19 protein-coding genes are annotated in these 19,459 nt (G+C 58.0%); 10 read left to right on the top strand and 9 right to left on the bottom strand.

The genetic code is table 11. The features are described 5' to 3' along the window. On the bottom strand, positions 1-1,813 hold a 1,813-nt coding region (priA, locus tag ABL922_RS08430; protein WP_349023772.1), incomplete at its 3' end, for a primosomal protein N'. A 114-nt stretch (positions 1,814-1,927) separates the two neighbouring features. Here priA and ABL922_RS08435 point away from each other — a divergent pair. The 6 genes from ABL922_RS08435 (at position 1,928) to ABL922_RS08460 (ending at position 6,926) form a co-directional block, all read left to right on the top strand. Further along, positions 1,928-2,608 carry a DUF4197 domain-containing protein gene (locus tag ABL922_RS08435; RefSeq protein WP_349023773.1) on the top strand — a complete coding sequence of 227 codons (681 nt, stop codon included), beginning with the start codon at positions 1,928-1,930 and terminating at the stop codon, positions 2,606-2,608. Positions 2,609-2,693: 85 nt separating this feature from the next. After that, complete coding sequence (gene fsa, locus ABL922_RS08440; protein ID WP_349023774.1) at positions 2,694-3,347, top strand: fructose-6-phosphate aldolase; 654 nt, start codon at positions 2,694-2,696, stop codon at positions 3,345-3,347. Between the two features lie 14 nt (positions 3,348-3,361). Beyond that, a complete protein-coding gene (locus ABL922_RS08445) occupies positions 3,362-4,291 on the top strand; it encodes an energy transducer TonB (RefSeq protein WP_349023775.1) in 930 nt (309 codons plus the stop codon). 121 nt (positions 4,292-4,412) lie between these two features. Next, the gene (gene folE / locus ABL922_RS08450) at positions 4,413-5,048 is read left to right on the top strand and encodes a GTP cyclohydrolase I FolE (RefSeq protein ID WP_349023776.1); all 636 of its coding nucleotides are present in this window, start codon (positions 4,413-4,415) and stop codon (positions 5,046-5,048) included. 53 nt (positions 5,049-5,101) lie between these two features. Further along, on the top strand, positions 5,102-6,502 hold the full coding sequence (locus ABL922_RS08455) for a potassium transporter TrkG (protein ID WP_349023777.1): 1,401 nt from the start codon (positions 5,102-5,104) through the stop codon (positions 6,500-6,502). Then, complete coding sequence (locus ABL922_RS08460; protein ID WP_349023778.1) at positions 6,495-6,926, top strand: TrkA family potassium uptake protein; 432 nt, start codon at positions 6,495-6,497, stop codon at positions 6,924-6,926. The genes ABL922_RS08455 and ABL922_RS08460 overlap by 8 nt, the downstream gene beginning before the upstream one ends. Before the next feature lie 332 nt (positions 6,927-7,258). Here ABL922_RS08460 and ABL922_RS08465 read toward each other — a convergent pair whose 3' ends face one another. Further along, positions 7,259-9,091, bottom strand: coding sequence for a potassium transporter Kup (locus ABL922_RS08465; RefSeq protein WP_349023809.1), 1,833 nt, complete (start codon positions 9,089-9,091; stop codon positions 7,259-7,261). Positions 9,092-9,288: 197 nt separating this feature from the next. Between ABL922_RS08465 and ABL922_RS08470 the strand changes: the two genes are divergently transcribed. Next, positions 9,289-10,629 (top strand): DUF4118 domain-containing protein, encoded by a 1,341-nt coding sequence (locus tag ABL922_RS08470; RefSeq protein ID WP_349023779.1) that lies wholly within the window; start codon positions 9,289-9,291, stop codon positions 10,627-10,629. Positions 10,630-10,692: 63 nt separating this feature from the next. On the opposite strand, the gene rplI is transcribed toward ABL922_RS08470, so the two are convergent. The 5 genes from rplI to ABL922_RS08495 form a co-directional block, all read right to left on the bottom strand. Continuing rightward, positions 10,693-11,364 (bottom strand): 50S ribosomal protein L9, encoded by a 672-nt coding sequence (rplI, locus tag ABL922_RS08475; protein WP_349023780.1) that lies wholly within the window; start codon positions 11,362-11,364, stop codon positions 10,693-10,695. An 11-nt stretch (positions 11,365-11,375) separates the two neighbouring features. Then, entirely contained in the window at positions 11,376-11,600 is a 225-nt protein-coding gene (gene rpsR, locus ABL922_RS08480; protein ID WP_324333561.1) for a 30S ribosomal protein S18, read from the bottom strand. 3 nt (positions 11,601-11,603) lie between these two features. After that, entirely contained in the window at positions 11,604-12,053 is a 450-nt protein-coding gene (gene rpsF, locus ABL922_RS08485) for a 30S ribosomal protein S6 (RefSeq protein ID WP_349023781.1), read from the bottom strand. A gap of 140 nt (positions 12,054-12,193) precedes the next feature. Beyond that, positions 12,194-13,942, bottom strand: a complete 1,749-nt coding sequence (locus ABL922_RS08490; RefSeq protein WP_349023782.1) for a bifunctional metallophosphatase/5'-nucleotidase — start codon at positions 13,940-13,942, stop codon at positions 12,194-12,196. Beyond that, positions 13,939-15,345 carry a Mur ligase family protein gene (locus ABL922_RS08495; RefSeq protein WP_349023783.1) on the bottom strand — a complete coding sequence of 469 codons (1,407 nt, stop codon included), beginning with the start codon at positions 15,343-15,345 and terminating at the stop codon, positions 13,939-13,941. The genes ABL922_RS08490 and ABL922_RS08495 overlap by 4 nt, the downstream gene beginning before the upstream one ends. 157 nt (positions 15,346-15,502) lie before the next feature. Between ABL922_RS08495 and ABL922_RS08500 the strand changes: the two genes are divergently transcribed. After that, on the top strand, positions 15,503-16,324 hold the full coding sequence (locus tag ABL922_RS08500; protein ID WP_349023784.1) for an LD-carboxypeptidase: 822 nt from the start codon (positions 15,503-15,505) through the stop codon (positions 16,322-16,324). Here the strand turns inward: ABL922_RS08500 and ABL922_RS08505 are convergent. Together ABL922_RS08505 and ABL922_RS08510 are read right to left on the bottom strand one after the other, a co-directional pair. Next, entirely contained in the window at positions 16,321-16,839 is a 519-nt protein-coding gene (locus ABL922_RS08505; protein WP_349023785.1) for a hypothetical protein, read from the bottom strand. The genes ABL922_RS08500 and ABL922_RS08505 overlap by 4 nt on opposite strands. Next, on the bottom strand, positions 16,836-17,489 hold the full coding sequence (locus ABL922_RS08510; protein ID WP_349023786.1) for a cytochrome b/b6 domain-containing protein: 654 nt from the start codon (positions 17,487-17,489) through the stop codon (positions 16,836-16,838). Before ABL922_RS08510 ends, ABL922_RS08505 begins: the two co-directional genes overlap by 4 nt. A gap of 232 nt (positions 17,490-17,721) precedes the next feature. Between ABL922_RS08510 and fabD the strand changes: the two genes are divergently transcribed. Further along, complete coding sequence (gene fabD, locus ABL922_RS08515; RefSeq protein ID WP_349023787.1) at positions 17,722-18,660, top strand: ACP S-malonyltransferase; 939 nt, start codon at positions 17,722-17,724, stop codon at positions 18,658-18,660. 3 nt (positions 18,661-18,663) lie between these two features. After that, positions 18,664-19,458 (top strand): crotonase/enoyl-CoA hydratase family protein, encoded by a 795-nt coding sequence (locus tag ABL922_RS08520; protein ID WP_349023788.1) that lies wholly within the window; start codon positions 18,664-18,666, stop codon positions 19,456-19,458. The last annotated feature ends 1 nt before the right edge of the window (position 19,459 follow it).

A 19,459-nucleotide genomic window follows, 5' to 3' on the forward strand; every position in this document is an offset into this window, starting at 1 on the left:
GCGACGGGTTGCGCGTCTGGATATAGACTTCGCCCGGCTTTTCGGCGCGACCTGCGCGGCCGGCGGCTTGGGCGATTTGCTGAAAGGTGCGCTCAGCGGCGCGAAGATCGCCGCCCTCCAGCCCCAGATCGGCGTCGATGATGCCGACCAAGGTCAGCTCGGGAAAATGATAGCCCTTGGTCACCAATTGCGTGCCGATGATGATGTCGACCGCCTTGTTTTCAACAAGCGCGACAAATTCGGCAGCCTTTTCGGGCGACCATAAAGTGTCCGAGGTCGCAACGATGGTGCGCGCCTCGGGAAAGAAGCGTTTAACCTCATCGCTAATCCGCTCGACCCCCGGGCCGCAGGGGACAAGGCTGTCTTCGGCGCTGCATTCGGGGCATTTATCGGGCGGCGGCATCACATGGCCGCAATGGTGGCAGGCGAGGCGGCGGACCAGCCGATGTTCGACCATCCATGCCGTGCAATTGGGGCATTCGAAGCGGTGCCCGCAATTGCGGCACAGCGTCAGCGGCGCATAGCCGCGGCGGTTGAGGAACAGCAGGCTCTGCTCGCCGCGCTCCAGCCGCTCTTCAAGCGCCTTGAGCAATGTTGGCGCTATCCATGTGCCGCGTTCAGGCTGGTCTTGCGTCAGGTCGATCGCTTCGATGCGCGGTAGTTTGGCGGCTCCAAAGCGCGAGGGGATTTCGAGGCCCTTGTAGCGCCCGATGCTCACCATATGGCGGCTTTCAAGCGCGGGTGTGGCACTCGCCAGCACCACTGGAAAGCCCTCAAACCGCCCGCGCATAACTGCGACATCGCGGGCATGATAGCGCACGCCGTCTTCCTGCTTGAAGCTGATCTCATGCGCCTCGTCGACGACAATCAATCCGGGATTGGCAAAGGGCAGGAACAGGGCAGAACGGGCACCTGCCACCACCTGCACCCGCCCTTCGGCCACACCACGCCACACCCGGCGGCGTTGCGACTGTTTCATGCCCGAATGCCAAGTCGCAGGTTCAACCCCGAAGCGGGCCTCGAAGCGTTGTAGGAACGGCTGGGTCAAAGCAATTTCTGGAAGTAGAACAAGAACTTGTTTTTCAATCTTCAGAGCGGTTGCTACTGCCTCGAAATAGGTCTCGGTCTTGCCCGAACCGGTGACTCCGTCGAGAACAATAGGTTCGAACTGGCTTGCCTCAACGGCATCCCGCATCACCTTGGCGGCGGCTTCCTGTAGGTCAGATAACTCTGAATGTTCATGCTCCGGATCAGGCTTTGCAAAGGGCGCATCAATGCTGACAGTGACAGGTTCGAGCGCGCCAACCTTCACCAGCCCACGGATTACCCCTTCGCTGACCCCCGCCTGCTCGGCCAGTTCACGCACCAAGCCCTGCGCATCGACCAAAGCGTCCAGCGCCGCCGCTCGCTGAGGTGTCAGTCGCGTCGGCTCGATACCCGAGGGTCGATATTCGGTTACCGTCCCGCCTGCCGACAAGGCCGCCGACGAAGACAATACCATCCGCAATACGGCGGCGTGATTAGAAAGATAATAGTCCGCAACCCAGTCGACCAGCCTGCGCAACCCTTGTTTGATCGGCGGGACATCGACCACCTCGAGCACATTGCGCAGCCGGTGTTCCTCGATCGCTTCATCGCCGAACACGCCGTCGTCCCAGATTACGCCCACCATCTTGCGCGGCCCCAAAGGCACCACCACAACCGAGCCGACATTGGCGTCCATCCAGTCAGGCAGGCGATAGTCGAGCGGGCCTATCACCTGCGTCAGCAGGATCACGCGCACGCGTTTGCCGGAAGGGCGAGGACGATTCATCCGGCGGATATAGGGCGCGACCTTCGCCGCGTCACGCCTTGACCGACCCGTTCATGGTAGAGTCGGAATTTTTCTGATATTCGAACGTTATAGGGTTTTGGGAGGAGTCGCTTGATGTCTGTAATGTTTGAACGCCGCCACATCCTGCTTGCCGGTGTCGCAGGTGCAACGCTTACTTTGCCGGGCTGTGCGGGCGGGCCGCGCTATAGCCTTGCTGAGGTGATCCGGCGCCTTTTGACGCTCGCCTCGCAAAATGCCTTTGCGCTGTTGCTCCAGCCAGGAGGTTTTTGGGACAGTTCGGTTGCGCGCATCGCCTTGCCCGATCGCTTCGGCGGCGGGCGGGGGACGACAATTTTGTCGGCCCTTCTCCAGAGCCAATCTTTCCGCGACCGCCTGCAACGCCAACTCAACCGCGATGCCGAAAAAGGGGCCGAACGGGCGGCACCGATGATTGCCGACACGATCCGTATGGTCAGCATCGAGGCCGCAGATGAAATCGTCCGCGGCGGTCCCCAGGCAGCATCCCGGTTCTTACGCGGCAAAATGGGGATTGCGCTGTTTGACGCGATGTTGCCCGGGATTTCTGATGGCCTGCGACTGTTCGACGATCAGGTCATCAACCGCGCGGTTCAGTCGGTTACGGGCTTCGATATGGCCGCACTCGGGCAGGATATTACCCGCAAGGCCGACGATGCCATCTGGGCCGCCATCGGGCTAGAGGAAGAGGGCATTCGCGCCAATCCGCAAAAGACCAATGATCCAATGCTGATCGCGGTGTTTGGTTTGCTCCGTTAAGCGCAATATAGCGCTGTCCAAGCGGCGGCGCTTTTGCCTATAGGCGGAGAAGTGATTCCATCCGCATGAAGAGAGCTGCCGTCCCATGAAATTCTTCGCCGACACTGCAGAAATTGACGACATCAAGGAACTGGCCGCAACCGGCCTGCTCGATGGGGTGACGACCAATCCGTCGCTGATCATGAAGTCGGGTCGTGATTTCATGGAGGTGACCAAGGAAATTTGCGGCCTGACCGATGGTCCGGTATCGGCGGAGGTGGTAGCGCTCGACCATGCCACGATGATGAAAGAAGCCGAAGTTCTGCGCAAGATTGCGGACAATGTCTGCATCAAAGTGCCGTTGACCATTGATGGCCTGAAAACCTGCAAAGCGCTGACCAGTGACGGAACGATGGTCAATGTCACGCTTTGCTTCTCCGCCAATCAAGCGCTGCTGGCAGCAAAGGCGGGCGCGACATTCATCTCACCCTTTGTCGGGCGTCACGATGACAATGGTTTCGACGGCATGCAATTGATCAGCGATATTCGCATGATCTACGACAATTATGGCTTCCACACCGAAATTCTGGTCGCAAGCGTGCGCCACGGTATTCACGTCCTCGAAGCCGCAAAAATTGGGGCTGATGTCATGACCGCACCGCCGTCGGTGATCAAAGGACTGTTCAAGCATGTTCTTACGGACAAGGGCATCGAAGGCTTTCTTGCAGACTGGGCGAAAACCGGGCAGGCGATCGGCTAGCCCAAGGCGTGGCGATGTTTGGCTTTGGCAAACCCAAATGCAAGGAATGCGGCGCCACACTCTCGGATTTTGAGGATGTTCGGGATCGTGTCGATGATCTGATGCGATCTTCGGCGCATGCGGCGGAACCACTTGAAAATGTGTGTGCTAAATGTCGGGTGACGCTTGCAAAGGGGAAGGCTTCTTTGCGGGCAAATCTCCACGTCATCGAAGCTCGCCGTGTCGAATCCGAATTGCAGCGCACCGGCGCGGTCACCTACGCCGAAACGACGCCATCCCTCGAAGCTGTGGAACCAACCGCACCGGTCGAAATTATCGATCCTTATACATCGACCGAATATGTACCCGGCGATGGCTACAAGACTTTGGAGGAAGAGCGAGCGGCGAAAGATGATGAGTATAAACAGTTTCGTTTGAACTTCCCGCAAAGTGGAACTGGTGCCGTTCTGGACTGGCTGGTGAATACAAAAATCGGTCGAAATATGCTGGGTGTCGGCGTCATCCTTTTGGTTCTCCTGTTTAATGCGCTCGATAGTGACGACCAAACTATGCCTCCTGCCAGTCGCGAAATACCCTATGAATCGGTCGAGCAACCTGCTCTTCAATATGAAATCGAACCGCTACCAGCAGAGATCGAAACATCGACCCAAACCATTTCGTCGGCCATTGCTGTTCCTCTCGGCAATCCCGGAACCTGGGTGACGACGAATGACTATCCTTCGCGCGCTCTGCAACAAAAGCGTCAGGGCACTACCGCATTCCGTTTAGAAGTCGGTGCCGGTGGCAAGCCGACGGCTTGTACAGTAACCAAATCCAGCGGTCATTCCGACCTCGATGCAGCGACCTGCAAGGCGCTGATGCGCAGGGCAAGGTTTGGCGGAGAATCAGATGCAAGCGGTCCAGCAAGCTGGTCCAGCCGCGTGCGTTGGCAGATACCGGAATGAAACAAGGCCGGCCCAGCGTCTAACCCCTTGCGGACAACGCCTTAAGGGTTAATGACTGTATAGGATAGAAAGGCGGGCTGGGCCTAACTTTGCGCGATCTCGACTCCGCAAGGACAGGCTAATGAACAGACCCGAAAAGGTGTTTCCCATCGCGCATATTCACTATGATGACGAGATTGACGAGAGCGGCAAGGTTGTCGTTCCCGATGAAGTGCTCGACGCGATCAAGACGCTGATCCGCTGGACCGGTGACGATCCAAGCCGTGAAGGCCTCATCGATACGCCTCGCCGCGTTGGCCGTGCTTGGCGTGAATATTGCGCTGGCTATGGCGAAGACCCTTCGGTCCATTTGTCGCGAACTTTTGAGGAAGTCGGCGGCTATCATGAACTGGTGCTGCTTAAGGATATTCCGTTCCAGTCGCATTGCGAGCATCATATGGCGCCGATCATCGGCAAGGCGTCGATCGCCTATATGCCGACAGACCGCGTTGTTGGCATTTCCAAGCTCGCCCGCGTCCTCCACGGCTTTGCCCGCCGCTTGCAGGTGCAGGAAAGGCTGACGGCAGAGGTCGCCAACTGCATCTGGGATCATCTGAAGCCCGAGGGCGTGGCTGTGGTAATCGAGGCGCAGCATGGTTGCATGACTGGACGCGGCGTCAAGGTGCACGGCGTCAACATGATTACCTCCAAGTTGATCGGCTGTTTCCTCGACGACCAGTCAAGCCGCAAGGAAGTGATGAGCCTGATGGGCTATTGATCCTTCCCCCTGCCGCGCATTGCCAGTAAGGCATTGCAAGCGAGGGGAAAGTTTTGGCCGAACAACAGCATCATCCCGAACATCTGGTTGAACGGATCGCCGTCGGTACACTCGACCGGTTGGTGAACCTGTTGTTCGCGCGGCCAGTGCAGATTGTGCCGGTGCTTTTCTTCTTTGTTTCGCTGTTGGGTGCGCTCGCGTTGTCCTTTCCGGCGGCGACCGAAAGCGGGCAGGGAACGCCCTTTGTCGACGCCTGGTTCACCGCAGTCTCGGCGCTGTGCGTTACCGGCCTGTCGACACTGGATGTGCCGAACCACTGGTCGGGAATGGGTGAACTCACCATATTGATCCTCATCCAGCTAGGTGGCCTTGGCATCATGAGCGCGTCGGTGCTGATCGTTGCGCTGTTCAGCCGGACGATGGGCTTCGGCATCCGGCGCGGACTGGCGGCGGAAAATAGCGGGATCACCCCCGGCAATGTCCGCCCGTTGCTGCGGATCATCGTTGTTTTCACGATCACCTTCGAAGCAGCCGTCGCCGCATGGCTGTGCCTGTGGCTTTGGCTCGGATATGGGCAGACTTTAAGTGAGGCTGGCTGGAACGGGCTTTTTCATGCCGTTTCCTCTTTCAACAATGCCGGCTTTGCGCTGTGGAGCGACAATCTGATGGGGTTCCGCTCGGACTGGCTGTTCCTGACGCCCATCATGGCGGCGGTTGTCGCGGGCGGCATTGGCTATCCGGTGTATCGCGACATGTGGACCCAGCGCGGCTGGAAACGGATCTCGCTGCACGGGCGGTTGACCCTTTTGGGCTATGCTTTCCTGCTGATCGCGGGTGCTGTGCTGTTCATCCTTCTCGAATGGGATAATCCCGAAACGATGGGCACGCTAGAGCCACATGCGCATGTGCTGAACGGCCTGTTCCAGTCGGTCACGTCACGCACCGCAGGTTTCAATGCCGTCAATATCGGCGGGCTGACCGACCAATCGCTGATGCTGACGTCGATCCTGATGTTCATCGGCGGTGGCAGTGCCGGGACTGCGGGTGGCGTCAAGGTGGCGACCATTGTCGTCATTCTGCTGATTATCTGGTCCGAAATCCGCGGCAAGCCCGATGTCGAGGCCTTTGGCCGCCGCATTGGCGAGCATAATCAGCGGCGCGCCATTTCGGTGGTGGCACTGGCAGCACTTCTGGTGATGAACATGGGCTATCTGCTCGTCGCGCTGTCACCGCATATCGCCGCGCGCGACGCAATGTTCGAGGCTGTGTCGGCATTCACCACCACCGGCCTGTCGACCGGCGTCACGGCGCAATTCACCGATCCGGGCAAATATCTGCTAATCTTCCTGATGCTCGTCGGGCGGGTTGGCCCGATCACATTGTTTGCGGCGCTTGCTTCGCGCGGCAAACCGGTCTTCTACCATTATCCCAAAGAGGAGGTTCTCATTGGCTAAACGCTCAAAAACCGCCGAGAAAAAGAATGTCGCGGTGATCGGCCTTGGCCGCTTTGGCGAAGCCGTGGCGCTGCGCCTTGTAGAACTGGGGCACGAGGTGGTCGGCATCGATGGCAATGCCGAAATCGTCCAGAAACTCGCCGACGACCTGCCGCATGTCGTGCAGGCGGATTCGACCGAGGCAGAGGCGCTGCGCGCGCTGGGCGTGAACGAGGTCGACTATGCCGTGGTTGCGATCGGCGCGAGCCTGGAAGGCAGTGTGCTGTCTGTGCTCGCGCTGCAGGAACTGGGCATAAAAGACATCTGGGCCAAGGCCTCGACGCGCCAGCACGGCCTGATCCTGACGCGGCTGGGTGTTTCCAAGGTGGTGTTCCCGGAGGCCGACATGGGCCACGCGCTGGCGGAGCAATTGTGCGGGACGTGAGAGGAATCGCTGCGGTCGATCTGAGGCAATTAGCGCCGCCAGTGAGCCAATAAGGTTACAAAGCTCCACTACTACCCCACCCCCTGCGTGTTACCTTATGTCACCTTGTGGAGCTGCCAATCGCGGTAGCGCAGGGATATTCAATGCCGGTCGGATGGGCCGCTGGCTTTCAAAGAGCGATAGGAACAATAGGTGAACAAATTGACAAAGTCAAGCGGTGGCCAAATGGGCCGCCGGCCTATTCCGGCAGGAATCCCAGTTTGTGCACCTTCGATCTCGGCTTGGTGTAAAGCCTCGAATGGGCCGCAGTGAACGGATTGAAACCGGCAAACTCAAATATGCATCTGGCTGCCCAGTTCGACGACCCGATTCACCGGTAGTTTGAAATATTCCATCGCACTTTCCGAACTCTTCATCATCCATGCAAAAAGATGCTCTCGCCAAACAGCCATTCCCGCATGGTCTTTTGAGACAATGAATTTCTGTCGACCGAGGAAAAAGCTAGTGGTCATGATGTTGAAAGGTTCGCCGATGTTCGTGAGTCCGGCCAGTGCATGTGGAATATCGACCTCATCCATGAAACCGTAGTTCACGATTACGCGGTAAAACCCCTTTCCGGCGTTCAACACCTCGAGGCGCTTTTCCTGATCGACAAAAGGAATTTCAGCAACTCTGACGGTCACTATCAGAACGCGCTCATGCATAACCTGATTGTGCTTCAGATTATGCAGCAAGGCCGAAGGGATATTGTCTGGCGAGGCTGACATGAAAACCGCGGTGTTCCGAATTCGATGTGCTGATGACGCCGAATTGATAAACACCTTTAGAGGCATTGCTGATTCCGCCAATTGGTCGCGCAACAATTTGCGGCCTGTTGCCCAGGTGGTTAGCACGGTGAACAAGGTCGCAGCGACCGCCAGCGGAACCCATCCGCCGTCGGGAATCTTGGTAATGTTCGACGCGAAGTAGATTCCGTCGACCAGAAGGAAAAGTCCTACCGTCAGGGTGGCAAGCAAACGGTTCCAGCGCCAAACCTTAAAGATGAGGAATGCCAGCATCAACGTGGTGATCAGCATGGTACCGATGACTGAAATTCCGTAAGCTGAAGCCAATCGCGTCGATTGACCAAATCCCAGAACCAACAGCAACACCATGAGCAAAAGCCCCCAGTTGATCATCGGTATGTAGATTTGGCCGACTGCTTTGGCGCTGGTATGCAGGGTCCGCATGCGCGGTAGGAAACCAAGCTGCATGGCTTGCTGCGTGACCGAGAATGCGCCCGAAATTACTGCCTGGCTGGCGATGATTGTTGCCAGTGTGGCAATGATTACCAAAGGTAGCCGAGCCCATTCAGGTGCCATCAGGAAAAACGGATTCTCGACCGCCGAGGGGGTTTCAAGCAGCAAGGCGCCTTGCCCCATATAATTCAGCATCAGGCATGGATAGACCAACGTGAGCCAACTGATGCCAATGGCTTTACGCCCGAAATGGCCCATATCGGCATAGAGCGTTTCCGCCCCCGTTACGGCCAAGAATACGGAACCCATCGCCAGGAATGCCAGTTTGGGATCGTATACAAAAAATTCCACGGCCCAGACCGGGTTCAGAATACCAATAATTTCAGGATGGGTCGCAATGTTGACGATGCCGAGCGTCGCCAGCGTCGCGAAGTAGATGAGCACAATCGGGCCGAACAGTGCACCGACGCGCGCAGTGCCTTTGGACTGGATCAGAAACAGGCCAACGAGCACGATGACTGCAATTGGCAATACCAAAGGCTCCAGCCGCGCCTCTACAACTGTAAGGCCCTCGACTGCAGACAGCACCGAAATGGCTGGAGTAAGCATCGCATCTCCATAAAATAGCGACGCTGCGAGAACACCCAGCATGATAAGGATCGGCGACCATTTGCTGCCCGAAAGATGGCGCGTCATCAGCGCAAGCAAGGCAAACGAGCCACCCTCTCCACGGTTATCGGCGCGCATCGCTACAAACACATATTTAACTGTAACGATGAGCATCAGCGACCAGAAGATGAGGCTCAATACGCCGAAAATATGCAACTGGTTCACGTTCATCGGGTGCGGCCCAATAAAACTCTCTTTCAGAGCATATAGCGGAGAGGTGCCGATATCCCCATAAACAACGCCAATTGCGCCGAGCATGAGTACACCCAGTTTTTCTTTGGGATTATGATGAGGTGCTACGGAATCGAGAGCAGCATCTGGCGCGGTTTGAAATTTTTCCATGCGCGCCTTGTGTCGGCCAACCGCATAAAGTTTCCATGTGGAATTGGGTAGCTGACGCATAAAGACCGCCAAAAATACTCGACTATCCCAATGCAAAGGCGCAATTTTAAGGCATGAAGATTTCGAAACTGATTTCCGAGCCACGGCAGCCTGATTTGGCATTTTGGTTGACCGGTCACGCAGTTGCCATGCTGTTGGTAGCAGTGGCGACCATAATCGGGCAGCTCGTGGCGATCCGGTGGGGCACTGCTCCGGTCGTGTTGCTTTACATCCCGCCAGTACTCTTGGTGGCCAGCTACTGGGGGCTTTGGCCGTCACTGGCGGGCGCCGTCGCTGCGACATTGGCCTATAATTTTTACTTCACCGTTCCCTTACACACCCTCCGGATACAAAGTCCCGTTGATGTTGCAACAGTGGTGATATTGTTCATTGTCGCGTTGGTCACAAGCCGCCTCGCTGGTCAATTGCGGGAACAGGCACAATTGGCCGCTGCGCATGCAGCCCGAAATGCAGCCATTGCCGGTTTTGCAAGACGCCTGCTTTCTTGTTCCAGCCAACGCAGCATTTCGGAGGTTGTGGTCAATGAACTGGCTCAACTGTTCGGTTGCAATGCGGTCTTGTTGGCTGACAACGACCAGCCTGCAGTGCTTGCCTCGACTCTCGGTGATATCCAGTTAGCACCAAGTGATCTGGCGGCGGCAACAATCACTTTGCTTCAGGGGGAACCCGCAGGGCGCGGGGTTGGACGGCTTGATCCGGTTGATTGGCAGTTCCGCCCGATCCGATCAGCTGACGCTGTCTTGGCGGCGGTTGGGCTGGCGAGAGCAGATGGTGCGCCCCCAGTTATCGGGACGCAACTGGAACTTCTGGAAAGTCTGCTCGACCAAGCTGCACTGGCGATGGAACGCGCCAAGTTGGAACAGGAGGCACGTGAGGTTGTCAAACTGCGTGAACGCGATACCATCAGATCATCATTGCTGGCGTCGATTGGTGAAGATTTCAAACCCAGTCTCAACGCGATAGGCGCAGCCGCAAGGGCTCTTAAGCGTGCTGGCGAAGGTGACCGGTCGATAATCGCTAGCGTCGCGACCGAAGCGGCGAAGCTGGATCGCTATGTTGATAACCTTTTAGATATTAGCCCGAATTCAGGAGAGGGCCCGATCCAACTGGGCAACGTTTTAATCGATCTATACCGTCGTGCGGTCCTGAAAAATGGTGAAGTGATCCATCTGACGCCCAAGGAATATGCCGTTTTCGCGGAACTTGCGAAACATGCCGGTCGCGTGTTGACCCATGCCCACTTACTGCGGGTTGTTTGGGGGCCTGCACAAGAGGACCAGATCGAATATTTGCGGGTCGCGATACGCGCGCTTCGGCAAAAGCTTGAAGATTTCCCGTCACAGCCACAGTTTATTATGAATGAGCCTGCCATTGGGTACAGACTGGCCGTTTGAACCTACAAAAGAGCCGCCCCAATCTTGCGACGGGGCGGCTCTTTGTTTGGCTGTTAAAAGCTATCAGGCTTCGTCTTCGCCTGCGTCGGCCGAGAGACCTTCTGCGGCCTTGGCGGCTGCCTGATCGGCCTTCAGCTTTTCGATGCGCGCAGCGTCGGCTTCGTCAGCTTCGTCAGCGGCAGCTTCGCGGGCTTCGGCCATTTCGATGGCCTGGGCTGCGATGTCAGCCTGTTCGTCTTCGAACATCTGATCGATGACGTTGACGCCGTCCTTCTGCAGTTCGGCTTCGTCGTCCGAACGCGCGACGTTGACGGTGACGGTCACCGCAACTTCGGGGTGCAGAACGACCTTGACGTCGAACACGCCGAGGGTCTTGATCGGGCGTTCGAGCACGATCATCGCCTTCAATACCTTCGCGTCCTGTGCGTTCAGGCCGTCGACGATGTCCTTGACCGAAACCGAACCATAAAGCTGGCCAGTGTTCGAAGCTGCGCGGATCAGAACGATCTGCTTGCCTTCGACAGTGGTCGCATGCTTTTCAGCATCGCCGCGACGGTTGGCATTGTCTGCCTCGATCTTGGCACGGTTGGCTTCGAAAACCTTGCGGTTGGTTTCGTTGGCGCGAAGCGCCTTCTTGTTGGGAAGCAGGAAGTTACGCGCGTAACCGTCCTTCACATTGACGACATCGCCGATGTGGCCCAGCTTTTCCACGCGTTCAAGCAGGATGATTTCCATGGGTCTTCTCCTTACTTCACGACATAGGGCATGAGGCCGAGATGGCGTGCACGCTTGATGGCTTGGCTGAGTTCGCGCTGCTTCTTGGCCGAAACGGCAGTGATGCGGCTGGGAACGATTTTGCCGCGTTCAGAGATGTAACCCTGAAGCAGGCGGGTATCTTTATAGTCGATGCGCGGAGCGTCTTTGCCCGAAAAAGGGCAGGACTTGCGGCGACGGAAAAACGGACGTGCCATGGATCAGATCTCCTCTTGAGCACGGGGAGCGCGAGCTTCGCGATCACCACGGTCGGGGCCACCACGATCAGGACGGGGGCCACGGTCAGGACGGTCGCCAAAGCCACCGCGATCACCACGGTCGCTGCGTTCCTGCTTGCGCATCATCACCGACGGGCCTTTTTCATGCTCGTCAACGCGGACGGTCATGTAACGGATCACATCTTCGTTCATGCGGGTCTGGCGTTCCAGTTCGGCGATGGCATCGCCCGAAGCGTCAAGGTCGAGCATTACGAAATGCGCCTTGCGGTTCTTCTGAATCTTGTAGGCAAGGCTGCGAAGGCCCCAGGTTTCGGTCTTTACGACTTTGCCCTGATTCTCTTCGACGATCTTGGTGGCATTTTCAGCCAGCGCATCTACCTGTGCTTGTGACAGGTCCTGACGCGCCAAAAAAACATGCTCGTACAACGGCATGGTCGTCTTCCTTCTCTTACCGATCGCTGACGTCGCCCCATGCGAGCGCCCCTCCGGCTTTCTTCATTTCGGCCGAGCAGTCCCGGGCGAAGGCGCGCCATTAGGCTGGAATGGCAGGGAATGCAAGGGTTTTGGCGGTTCTATTGGGGCGTCTTGTTCTCGACCCTGTCGAGTGCTGGCAGCGCCGTTGCCCCGCCGCGCGACAGCCACGCCATGAAGGCCTCTAGGTCGGTTGGTCCCACTGCGGGATCGGTTCCGTCCTTAAACACTGAAAAGCCATCGCCGCCGTTTGACAGAAAGTCGCTGACAGTGACGCGATAGGTCGTGCTGTTATCCAGCGGCACGCCATTCAGCGTCGCAAACAAAACGCGCTGGCCGATGGGGCGCGACAGATCGTAGCCGAAGCGGAAGCCGCTCGACGGAGAGAGGATGCGATACCAGTCGGGATTGTTGAGCTGTTGCTCCAATATCTCGATGATCTGCTTCCCGGTCAGCGTCTTTGTGATCAAGGTGTTGCCAAAGGGCTGGGCTGCGAAAACCGCGCCGAAGGTCACTTGGCCATCCTTGTCGGGCGCCACTTCGGCGCGAATCCCGTCGGGGTTCATGAAGGCAATCTGCGCGCCGCCATTTTCGGGACCGGCGGTTGCCGCGAGCTGGGCGTCGGCGATCAGATTCCCGAGTAGGCTCTCACCAGTCTTGCCGCGATCACGTGTTGCGGGGCCCACTAGTGTGCCGACCACACGATTGGCCTCTGCCTTCGCGGCCTCCCTGTAGCGACCAGCAAGCGCTGCCAAGTCTGCGCGGGGGGCAAAAGCGGGGAAGCCATCAACCAGCGGCACATCGCCGCGCGCATTGGAGAAAGCCTCGCTTTGCACCACAACATTGCGCGCGGATTTGGACAGGACTTTACCGGTGCGGGGATCGACCTTCAAGTCAATGCCAGTCACGACCTGCCCGCGCGAGCCTGCGCTGGTGAGCAAGAGAGGGCGGGCTGGATTGATATTACCATAGTCGCAGACATAGCTTTGGTGGGTATGGCCGGAGACGACCAGATCGACAGCCGGGTCCAGCCGGTCGAGTATTGGAAACAATGTCCCCGAAACGCCATCGCATTTGGGATTGTTGATATCGCCGCTGTTGTTCACGCCTTCATGCACCAGCACTACAATAACGTCCGCACCCGCTGCCTTGAGTTGCGGCACCAAAGCGTTGGCGGTGTCAGCCTCATCGGTAAAGCTGATGCCCTTGATGCGTCCGGCAGAAACCAGGTTCGCGGTGCCCTCCAGCGTCATGCCGATGAAGCCCACGGTCACTTGCGTTTTGCCCTTGCCGAATTTCTTGAGCGCATAGGGCGGAAACAAGGTGCTTCCGTCTGCCTTCTTGGTGTTCGCAGCGAGCATTTTGAACTTTGCGCCAGAGAAGGATTCGTCGACGCGGCACGGTTCGGATTGGGTGAATTTTTCACACCCGCCCGCTTGCATCCGCAAGAGCTCTTCGGTGCCGCGGTCGAATTCATGATTGCCGACTGCATTAAACTCTAGCCCCACCATGCCCATCGCCATGATCGAGGGTTCGTCGAGGAACAGCGAGGAGGATAGCGGCGAGGCGCCGATCAGGTCGCCAGCAGCCACCACGGCATTGTTCGGGGCGTCAGCTTTCAGCGAGTCAATGGCGGAGGCGAGATAGGCGACTCCTCCGGAAGGGATGCGGACTTTTGCGCCTGCTGCATTGGTAACTTCTGTGGTGGCCTTGGGTGGATCGAGAGCCCCATGAAAATCATTGATGCCGATAATCCGGATATTGACCGGCGCGACTGCCTCGTTCGCCATACGGGTGCTGGCGCAACCCGAGAGCGTTAATGGTATAAGGAAATAGACCAGCTTTTTCATGCGACACTTGCCTTTACCAAACGCGTTAGCAGATCGGCGGCAAAACCGCTCAGCGTATCATCGCGCGCACCCATGATGACGATGCGGTCGCCGGGTTGTGCCAGCTCGACTATGCGGTTGCCGCAATCTTCGCGGCTCGGAATATATTCTGCCTGCTTGCCAGCCGCGACGACGGCGTCGGTGATCGACTGGCTGCCCAGTCTGCGATCGACCGTGCCGCCGAAATAAACTGGATCGCACAGGATCAGATAGTCATCGCGGTTGAGATGCTTTGCAAATACCCCCGCCAGTTCATTGCCCATCACGCGGATCGGACCATAGCCGTGCGGCTGGAAAAAGGCGATGATGCGCCCCGGAAAGGCCTTGAGCGTGGCCAGCGTCGCCGCTGTCTTGTCGGGATTATGGCCGAAATCGTCGATGACGGTGATGCCACCCGCAATGCCGACAATATCGAGACGGCGAGCGAGGCCTGCAAAGCGTTCTACGCCATGCACGGCTTGCGCCACCGGCACATCGAGCGCCAGCGCGGCAGCAATAGCGGCGAGGGCATTGGCGATGTTGTGGCGCCCGGGGACTTGCAGTGTCACAGGCCAACTCTGGCCATTGGCTTTGAGAGTAAACCGACTGCCCAGCGGCATCTCTATCACATCTAAGGCGCGCACATCCGCTCGATCGGAAAAGCCGAAACTGATTGCGTTTTTCAAGCCCATCGGGGCGAGCAACGCCACGGTTTCGATATCGTCTGCGTTCCAGATCGCACGTTTCGCGGTCTCAGCGAAATCGCCGAACAGCTGGCGCAATTCGTCGAGCGACTTATGGTCGAGGCTGATATTGTTGAGCACCGCGACTTCGGGCCGGAAAAGCGCAATCGAGCCGTCACTCTCGTCGACCTCGGACACGAAGATCCCGCCATGGCCCACACGGGCACTGGCGAAGGGTGTGCCTTCCGAGACGAAATTCTTCATCACCCCGCCATTCATAATGGTCGGGTCGAGCCCCGCATCGGTCAATATCCAGCCGATCATCCCGGTCACGGTCGATTTGCCGCTGGTACCGCCCACAGCGACCGAGCGCCGTGCTGCGTTGAACAAGTCGGCCAGCAACTCCGCCCGTGTCATGCGTGCGCAGCCCAGTTCCTTTGCCTTGGCAACGTCGGGAACGCTGTCCTCAACCGCGGCGGAGGCGATTAAGAGCTGGTCGGCGCTGGTCAGCCCGCTGCCATTTTGCGGAAAAATGTCGATACCCAAGCTTTGCAGCCATTCGAACTTGGGAGCGAGTCGTCCCTGGTCGAGCGCGCGATCTGAACCAGCGACCTTCGCTCCGCCATCGCGGACGATATTGGCCAGCGGCAACATGCCCGAACCACCGATACCGCAGAAGAAATAGGATTTGTTTTTTGACATCCAGCCCCGCTATTGGCTGCTTAGTAAGAATGCAATGCTTGGCAAAAATAACCGTAGTGCTGAGCCCGTCGAAGCACGCATCAGGGTATTGCGCTGTAACTGAAAAGCGCCCTTCGACAGGCTCAGGGCTACGGTGTGTGATGGGGAGTGCTTCAAGTTGAAAATCGGCATATGCGCACCTTCAACCCCCTTCACCCGAGACGATGCCGCGCGCGTCACCGCGCTGGCGGCGGCAAGCCATCCTGAGGCCGCTCTGGTCTTCGACGACCAATGCTTCATCGAACAGGGCCATTTCGCCGGAAGTGATGCACAGCGGCTCGAGGCGTTTGTGCGCCTCGCCAACGATCCTGCTTATGATGCGATCTGGTTCGTTCGCGGCGGCTATGGCGCTTGCCGCATTGCCGAAGCTGCGGTGAAACAGTTGAAGGCCCCGGCGAAGTCGAAAACTTATCTGGGCTATAGCGATCAGGGAAATTTGCTCGCGGCGCTGTACAAAGCGGGTATCGGCTGGCCAGTGCATGGCCCGATGCCTGCCGACATCCGGCGCCAAGGCGGTGAAGACGCGGTCAGGCGGTCTTTGGACTGGCTGGTAAAAGGCAATCCCAAATCACTGGAATCACATATAGAAGCTGGCCAGAAATATGCCGCCTTTAACCTGATGACGCTCGCCATGCTGGTCGGCACGCCGCTGATGCCCGATCTCAAGGGCCATGTACTGATGGTCGAGGAAGTCAGCGAATATCTCTACGCTTTCGACCGCGCTTTCTTCCATGTCGGGGAGCATTTGAAAGGCGCTGGCCTTGCCGGGCTGCGCCTCGGTCGCGTCAGCGATGTGCCTGAAAATGATCGCCCCTTTGGAGAGACGGCCGAGGAAATCGCTCGCCGTTGGTGCGACCGTTATGGCATTCCTTATCTGGGCGAAGCGGATGTCGGGCATGACAGCGCCAACAAGATCGTGCCTTTCGGTCTTGTTGGCTAAGTCGGGTTCCGCAAGTCCACCTGTAACAAATCATCGATGAACAGGCTGACCAATTCAGCCTGGGTTGCGACGCCCGATTTGGCATAAACATGGCTTAGCTGAGCTCGCACCGTGCCTTGCGCGGCACCGCGCAACCGGGCTATCTCGGCGGCATCGCAACCCTTGATTGCGAACAACGCCACTTCGGCCTCGGCATCGGTCAGTTTCCAGTCGCGAAAGCGCAACTCGATATGCTCGGTCAATGCGCCGGAGGCTATCGCCAATATCCGCTCGCGTTCCTGCGCTTCAGCTAGCAAACGACGAGCCATCCATGCACCGATGCCGACGCCTGCCAGCAAGGCAAAGGCGATCAGCGCCTCGACCAAAATGTGAAAATCCATTTCGCCTGCCGCCAGATCGCCTATCGCGTCGGCGATGAAGAAGATCGCGGCAATTGCCTGAATGCCGACGATCACAGCGACGAGACCGGCCCTTGCGGGGCCGGTCGTTGCAGGCGAGTTGGCCGTTTGCGTCATGGCTTCCTTCGGTTCATAAAGGGAATCATTGCTCCCACTGTTCCACGTCCATGCCGTATTGTTTCGAACAGGACACCCAATATGTGCAATGCGATCAGCACATAGAGCAGGTTGACCGCGATTTCATGGACTTCTTCGAGAACCTCTTCGCCGCCTTCGCCCGATTCACCACCTTCCTGCTCCTCTCGCTCTTCCCCGCCTTCTTCTTCGGCATAGCTACGCACCTCGGTGGAAGTTGCCTCATAGGCCTCTCCAGCTTCACGGACATTTGGATTGGCAGGCGGTGGACCGGACATGGCGATGCCGCTCGCAATGATGACGCCCAGACACGACCACAAGGCATATACCATCAGCGTGCCGAGTGGATTGTGTGAGCTATGCTGTGTTTGCTGGCCCTTTCGGGCTCCGGCTATGTAGCGTATGGCGCGCATCGGATTGGGCGGGAAGGCCGAAAAGCGGGCGTTGCGGGTGCCGACAAAGCCCCATAGCCAGCGCAGCAAGAGCAGACCAGCCAGCGCATAGCCCACCCAGACATGCCAGCCCGATCCCTCTTCGGTGAAAAGGGCGTTGGCGATGACGGCAGACGCGACCCCCCAATGGGTCAGTTTGACGATTGGGTCCCACCGTTTTGCGGGTTGGGCAATGGACATGGTCTACTCCGTTGTTTGCAACTGTGAGTGTTGCAAGTGGAGTGGACGGTTGTGGCCGTCTATCCATCAGCTGCTTATATGCGATCTTTAAGCAACTGCTTAGCTGTCAGGGCCTAGTGCACCGAGTATTTTTTTGTTCACAACAATCATCCCCTGACGCTCACTCTTGCTTGCATCACAGGCGATCCGGCCATAGGCGGCTGGGGACGACAAGACGCATAAGGGAGCGAACATGCGGGCATTCATCTTTCCGGGGCAGGGCAGCCAGGCTGTCGGCATGGGCAAGGCGCTGGCCGGGGCGAGTGCAGTGGCGCGCGAGGTTTTCCAAGAGGTTGACGATGCACTTGGACAAAGCCTGTTCAAGCTGATGTGCGATGGTCCCGAAGCCGACCTGACGCTCACCGAAAACGCCCAGCCTGCCATCATGGCCAATGCAATCGCGACTTTGCGCGTGCTGGAAAAGGAAGGCGGCTTGAAACTGTCCGAGAAAGCCAGTTTCGTCGCCGGCCATAGCCTTGGCGAATATACGGCTTTGTGTGCTGCCGGTGCCTTCGATCTGGCGACGGCCGCCAAGCTGCTTAAGCTGCGCGGGCAGGCCATGCAGGCGGCGGTGCCGGTGGGCATTGGCGCTATGGCGGCCTTGCTCGGCGCTGATATCGAGAAAGCAGAGGCGCTCGCCGCCGCTGCAGCGCAGGGCGAAACCTGTACCGTGGCCAATGACAATGATCCGTCGCAGGTTGTGATTTCAGGTCATAAGGGCGCGATCGACCGCGCCATCGAACTGGTCAAGGATCATGGCATCAAGCGCGGCATACTGCTCCCGGTTTCCGCACCTTTCCATTGCCCGCTGATGCAGCCTGCGGCGGACCGCATGGCAGATGCGCTGGGGCAAACGGCGATTATTGCGCCTTTCGTGCCTGTGTTCGCCAACATATTGGCCGCGCCGGTTTCCGAAGCCGATGAAATCCGCAGGCTGCTGGTTGAGCAAGTCACCGGACGCGTTCGCTGGCGCGAATCAGCGATAGCGATGCGCGACGCGGGGGTGACCCATTTCTACGAATTTGGCGGCAAGGTGCTGTCACCGATGGTGAAGCGCAGCGCGGGCGACGAGGTCGCAACCACGAGTATCATTTCGATGGACGACATCGAAGCCGCCCTGAAGGAGCTTTAATCCATGCTGTTGCAAGAACGTGACGGGTCGATTCTGACGATAACCCTGAATATGCCCGAAAAGCGCAACCCGATCTCCGATCTGGGTGTGGTCGACGCGCTCTGTGCAGCCTTCGAAGCTGCGGATCGCGACATTTCGGTGCGCTGCGTCATCCTGACCGGCGCCGGTACGGCCTTTTCGGCAGGTGGCGATCTGAAGCAGATGCGCCCCGATAGCGGTGGGCTGCGTTCGGGCAATCCGGTCGAGACGCGGCGGAACTATAAATATGGCATTCAGCGCCTGCCGCTGATGTTTCAGGCGCTCGAGGTACCAGTGGTGGCAGCTGTCAACGGCCATGCGATAGGCGCCGGGCTTGATCTCGCTACGATGTGCGACGTGCGAGTGGCCGCAGAAAGCGCCAAATTCGCTGAAAGTTTTGTCAAGCTGGGCATCATCCCCGGCGACGGTGGGGCATGGCTATTGCCACGCATCGTTGGTTTCAGCCGCGCGACCGAATTGGCGCTGACGGGTGAGATGATCGACGCGGCAGAGGCGCTCAAGATTGGTCTTGTCAGCCATGTCGTGCCCAACACGGACTTGATGACCAAAGCGCGCGAAATCGCAGCCAAGATCGCCGCTAACCCCCCTCACGCCGTGCGCATGACCAAGCGCCTGTTGCGTGAAGGGCAGATGGCCGACCTCAAGAACATCCTCGAAATGTCAGCTGCGATGCAAAGCCTTGCGCACAACACGCGTGACAATGACGAGGCGATAAACGCGTTCATCGAAAAGCGCGCACCAGTTTTTACGGGAGAATAAG

The sequence above is a fragment of the Sphingorhabdus sp. genome, assembly GCF_040079335.1.
GTDB lineage: Bacteria > Pseudomonadota > Alphaproteobacteria > Sphingomonadales > Sphingomonadaceae > Sphingorhabdus_B.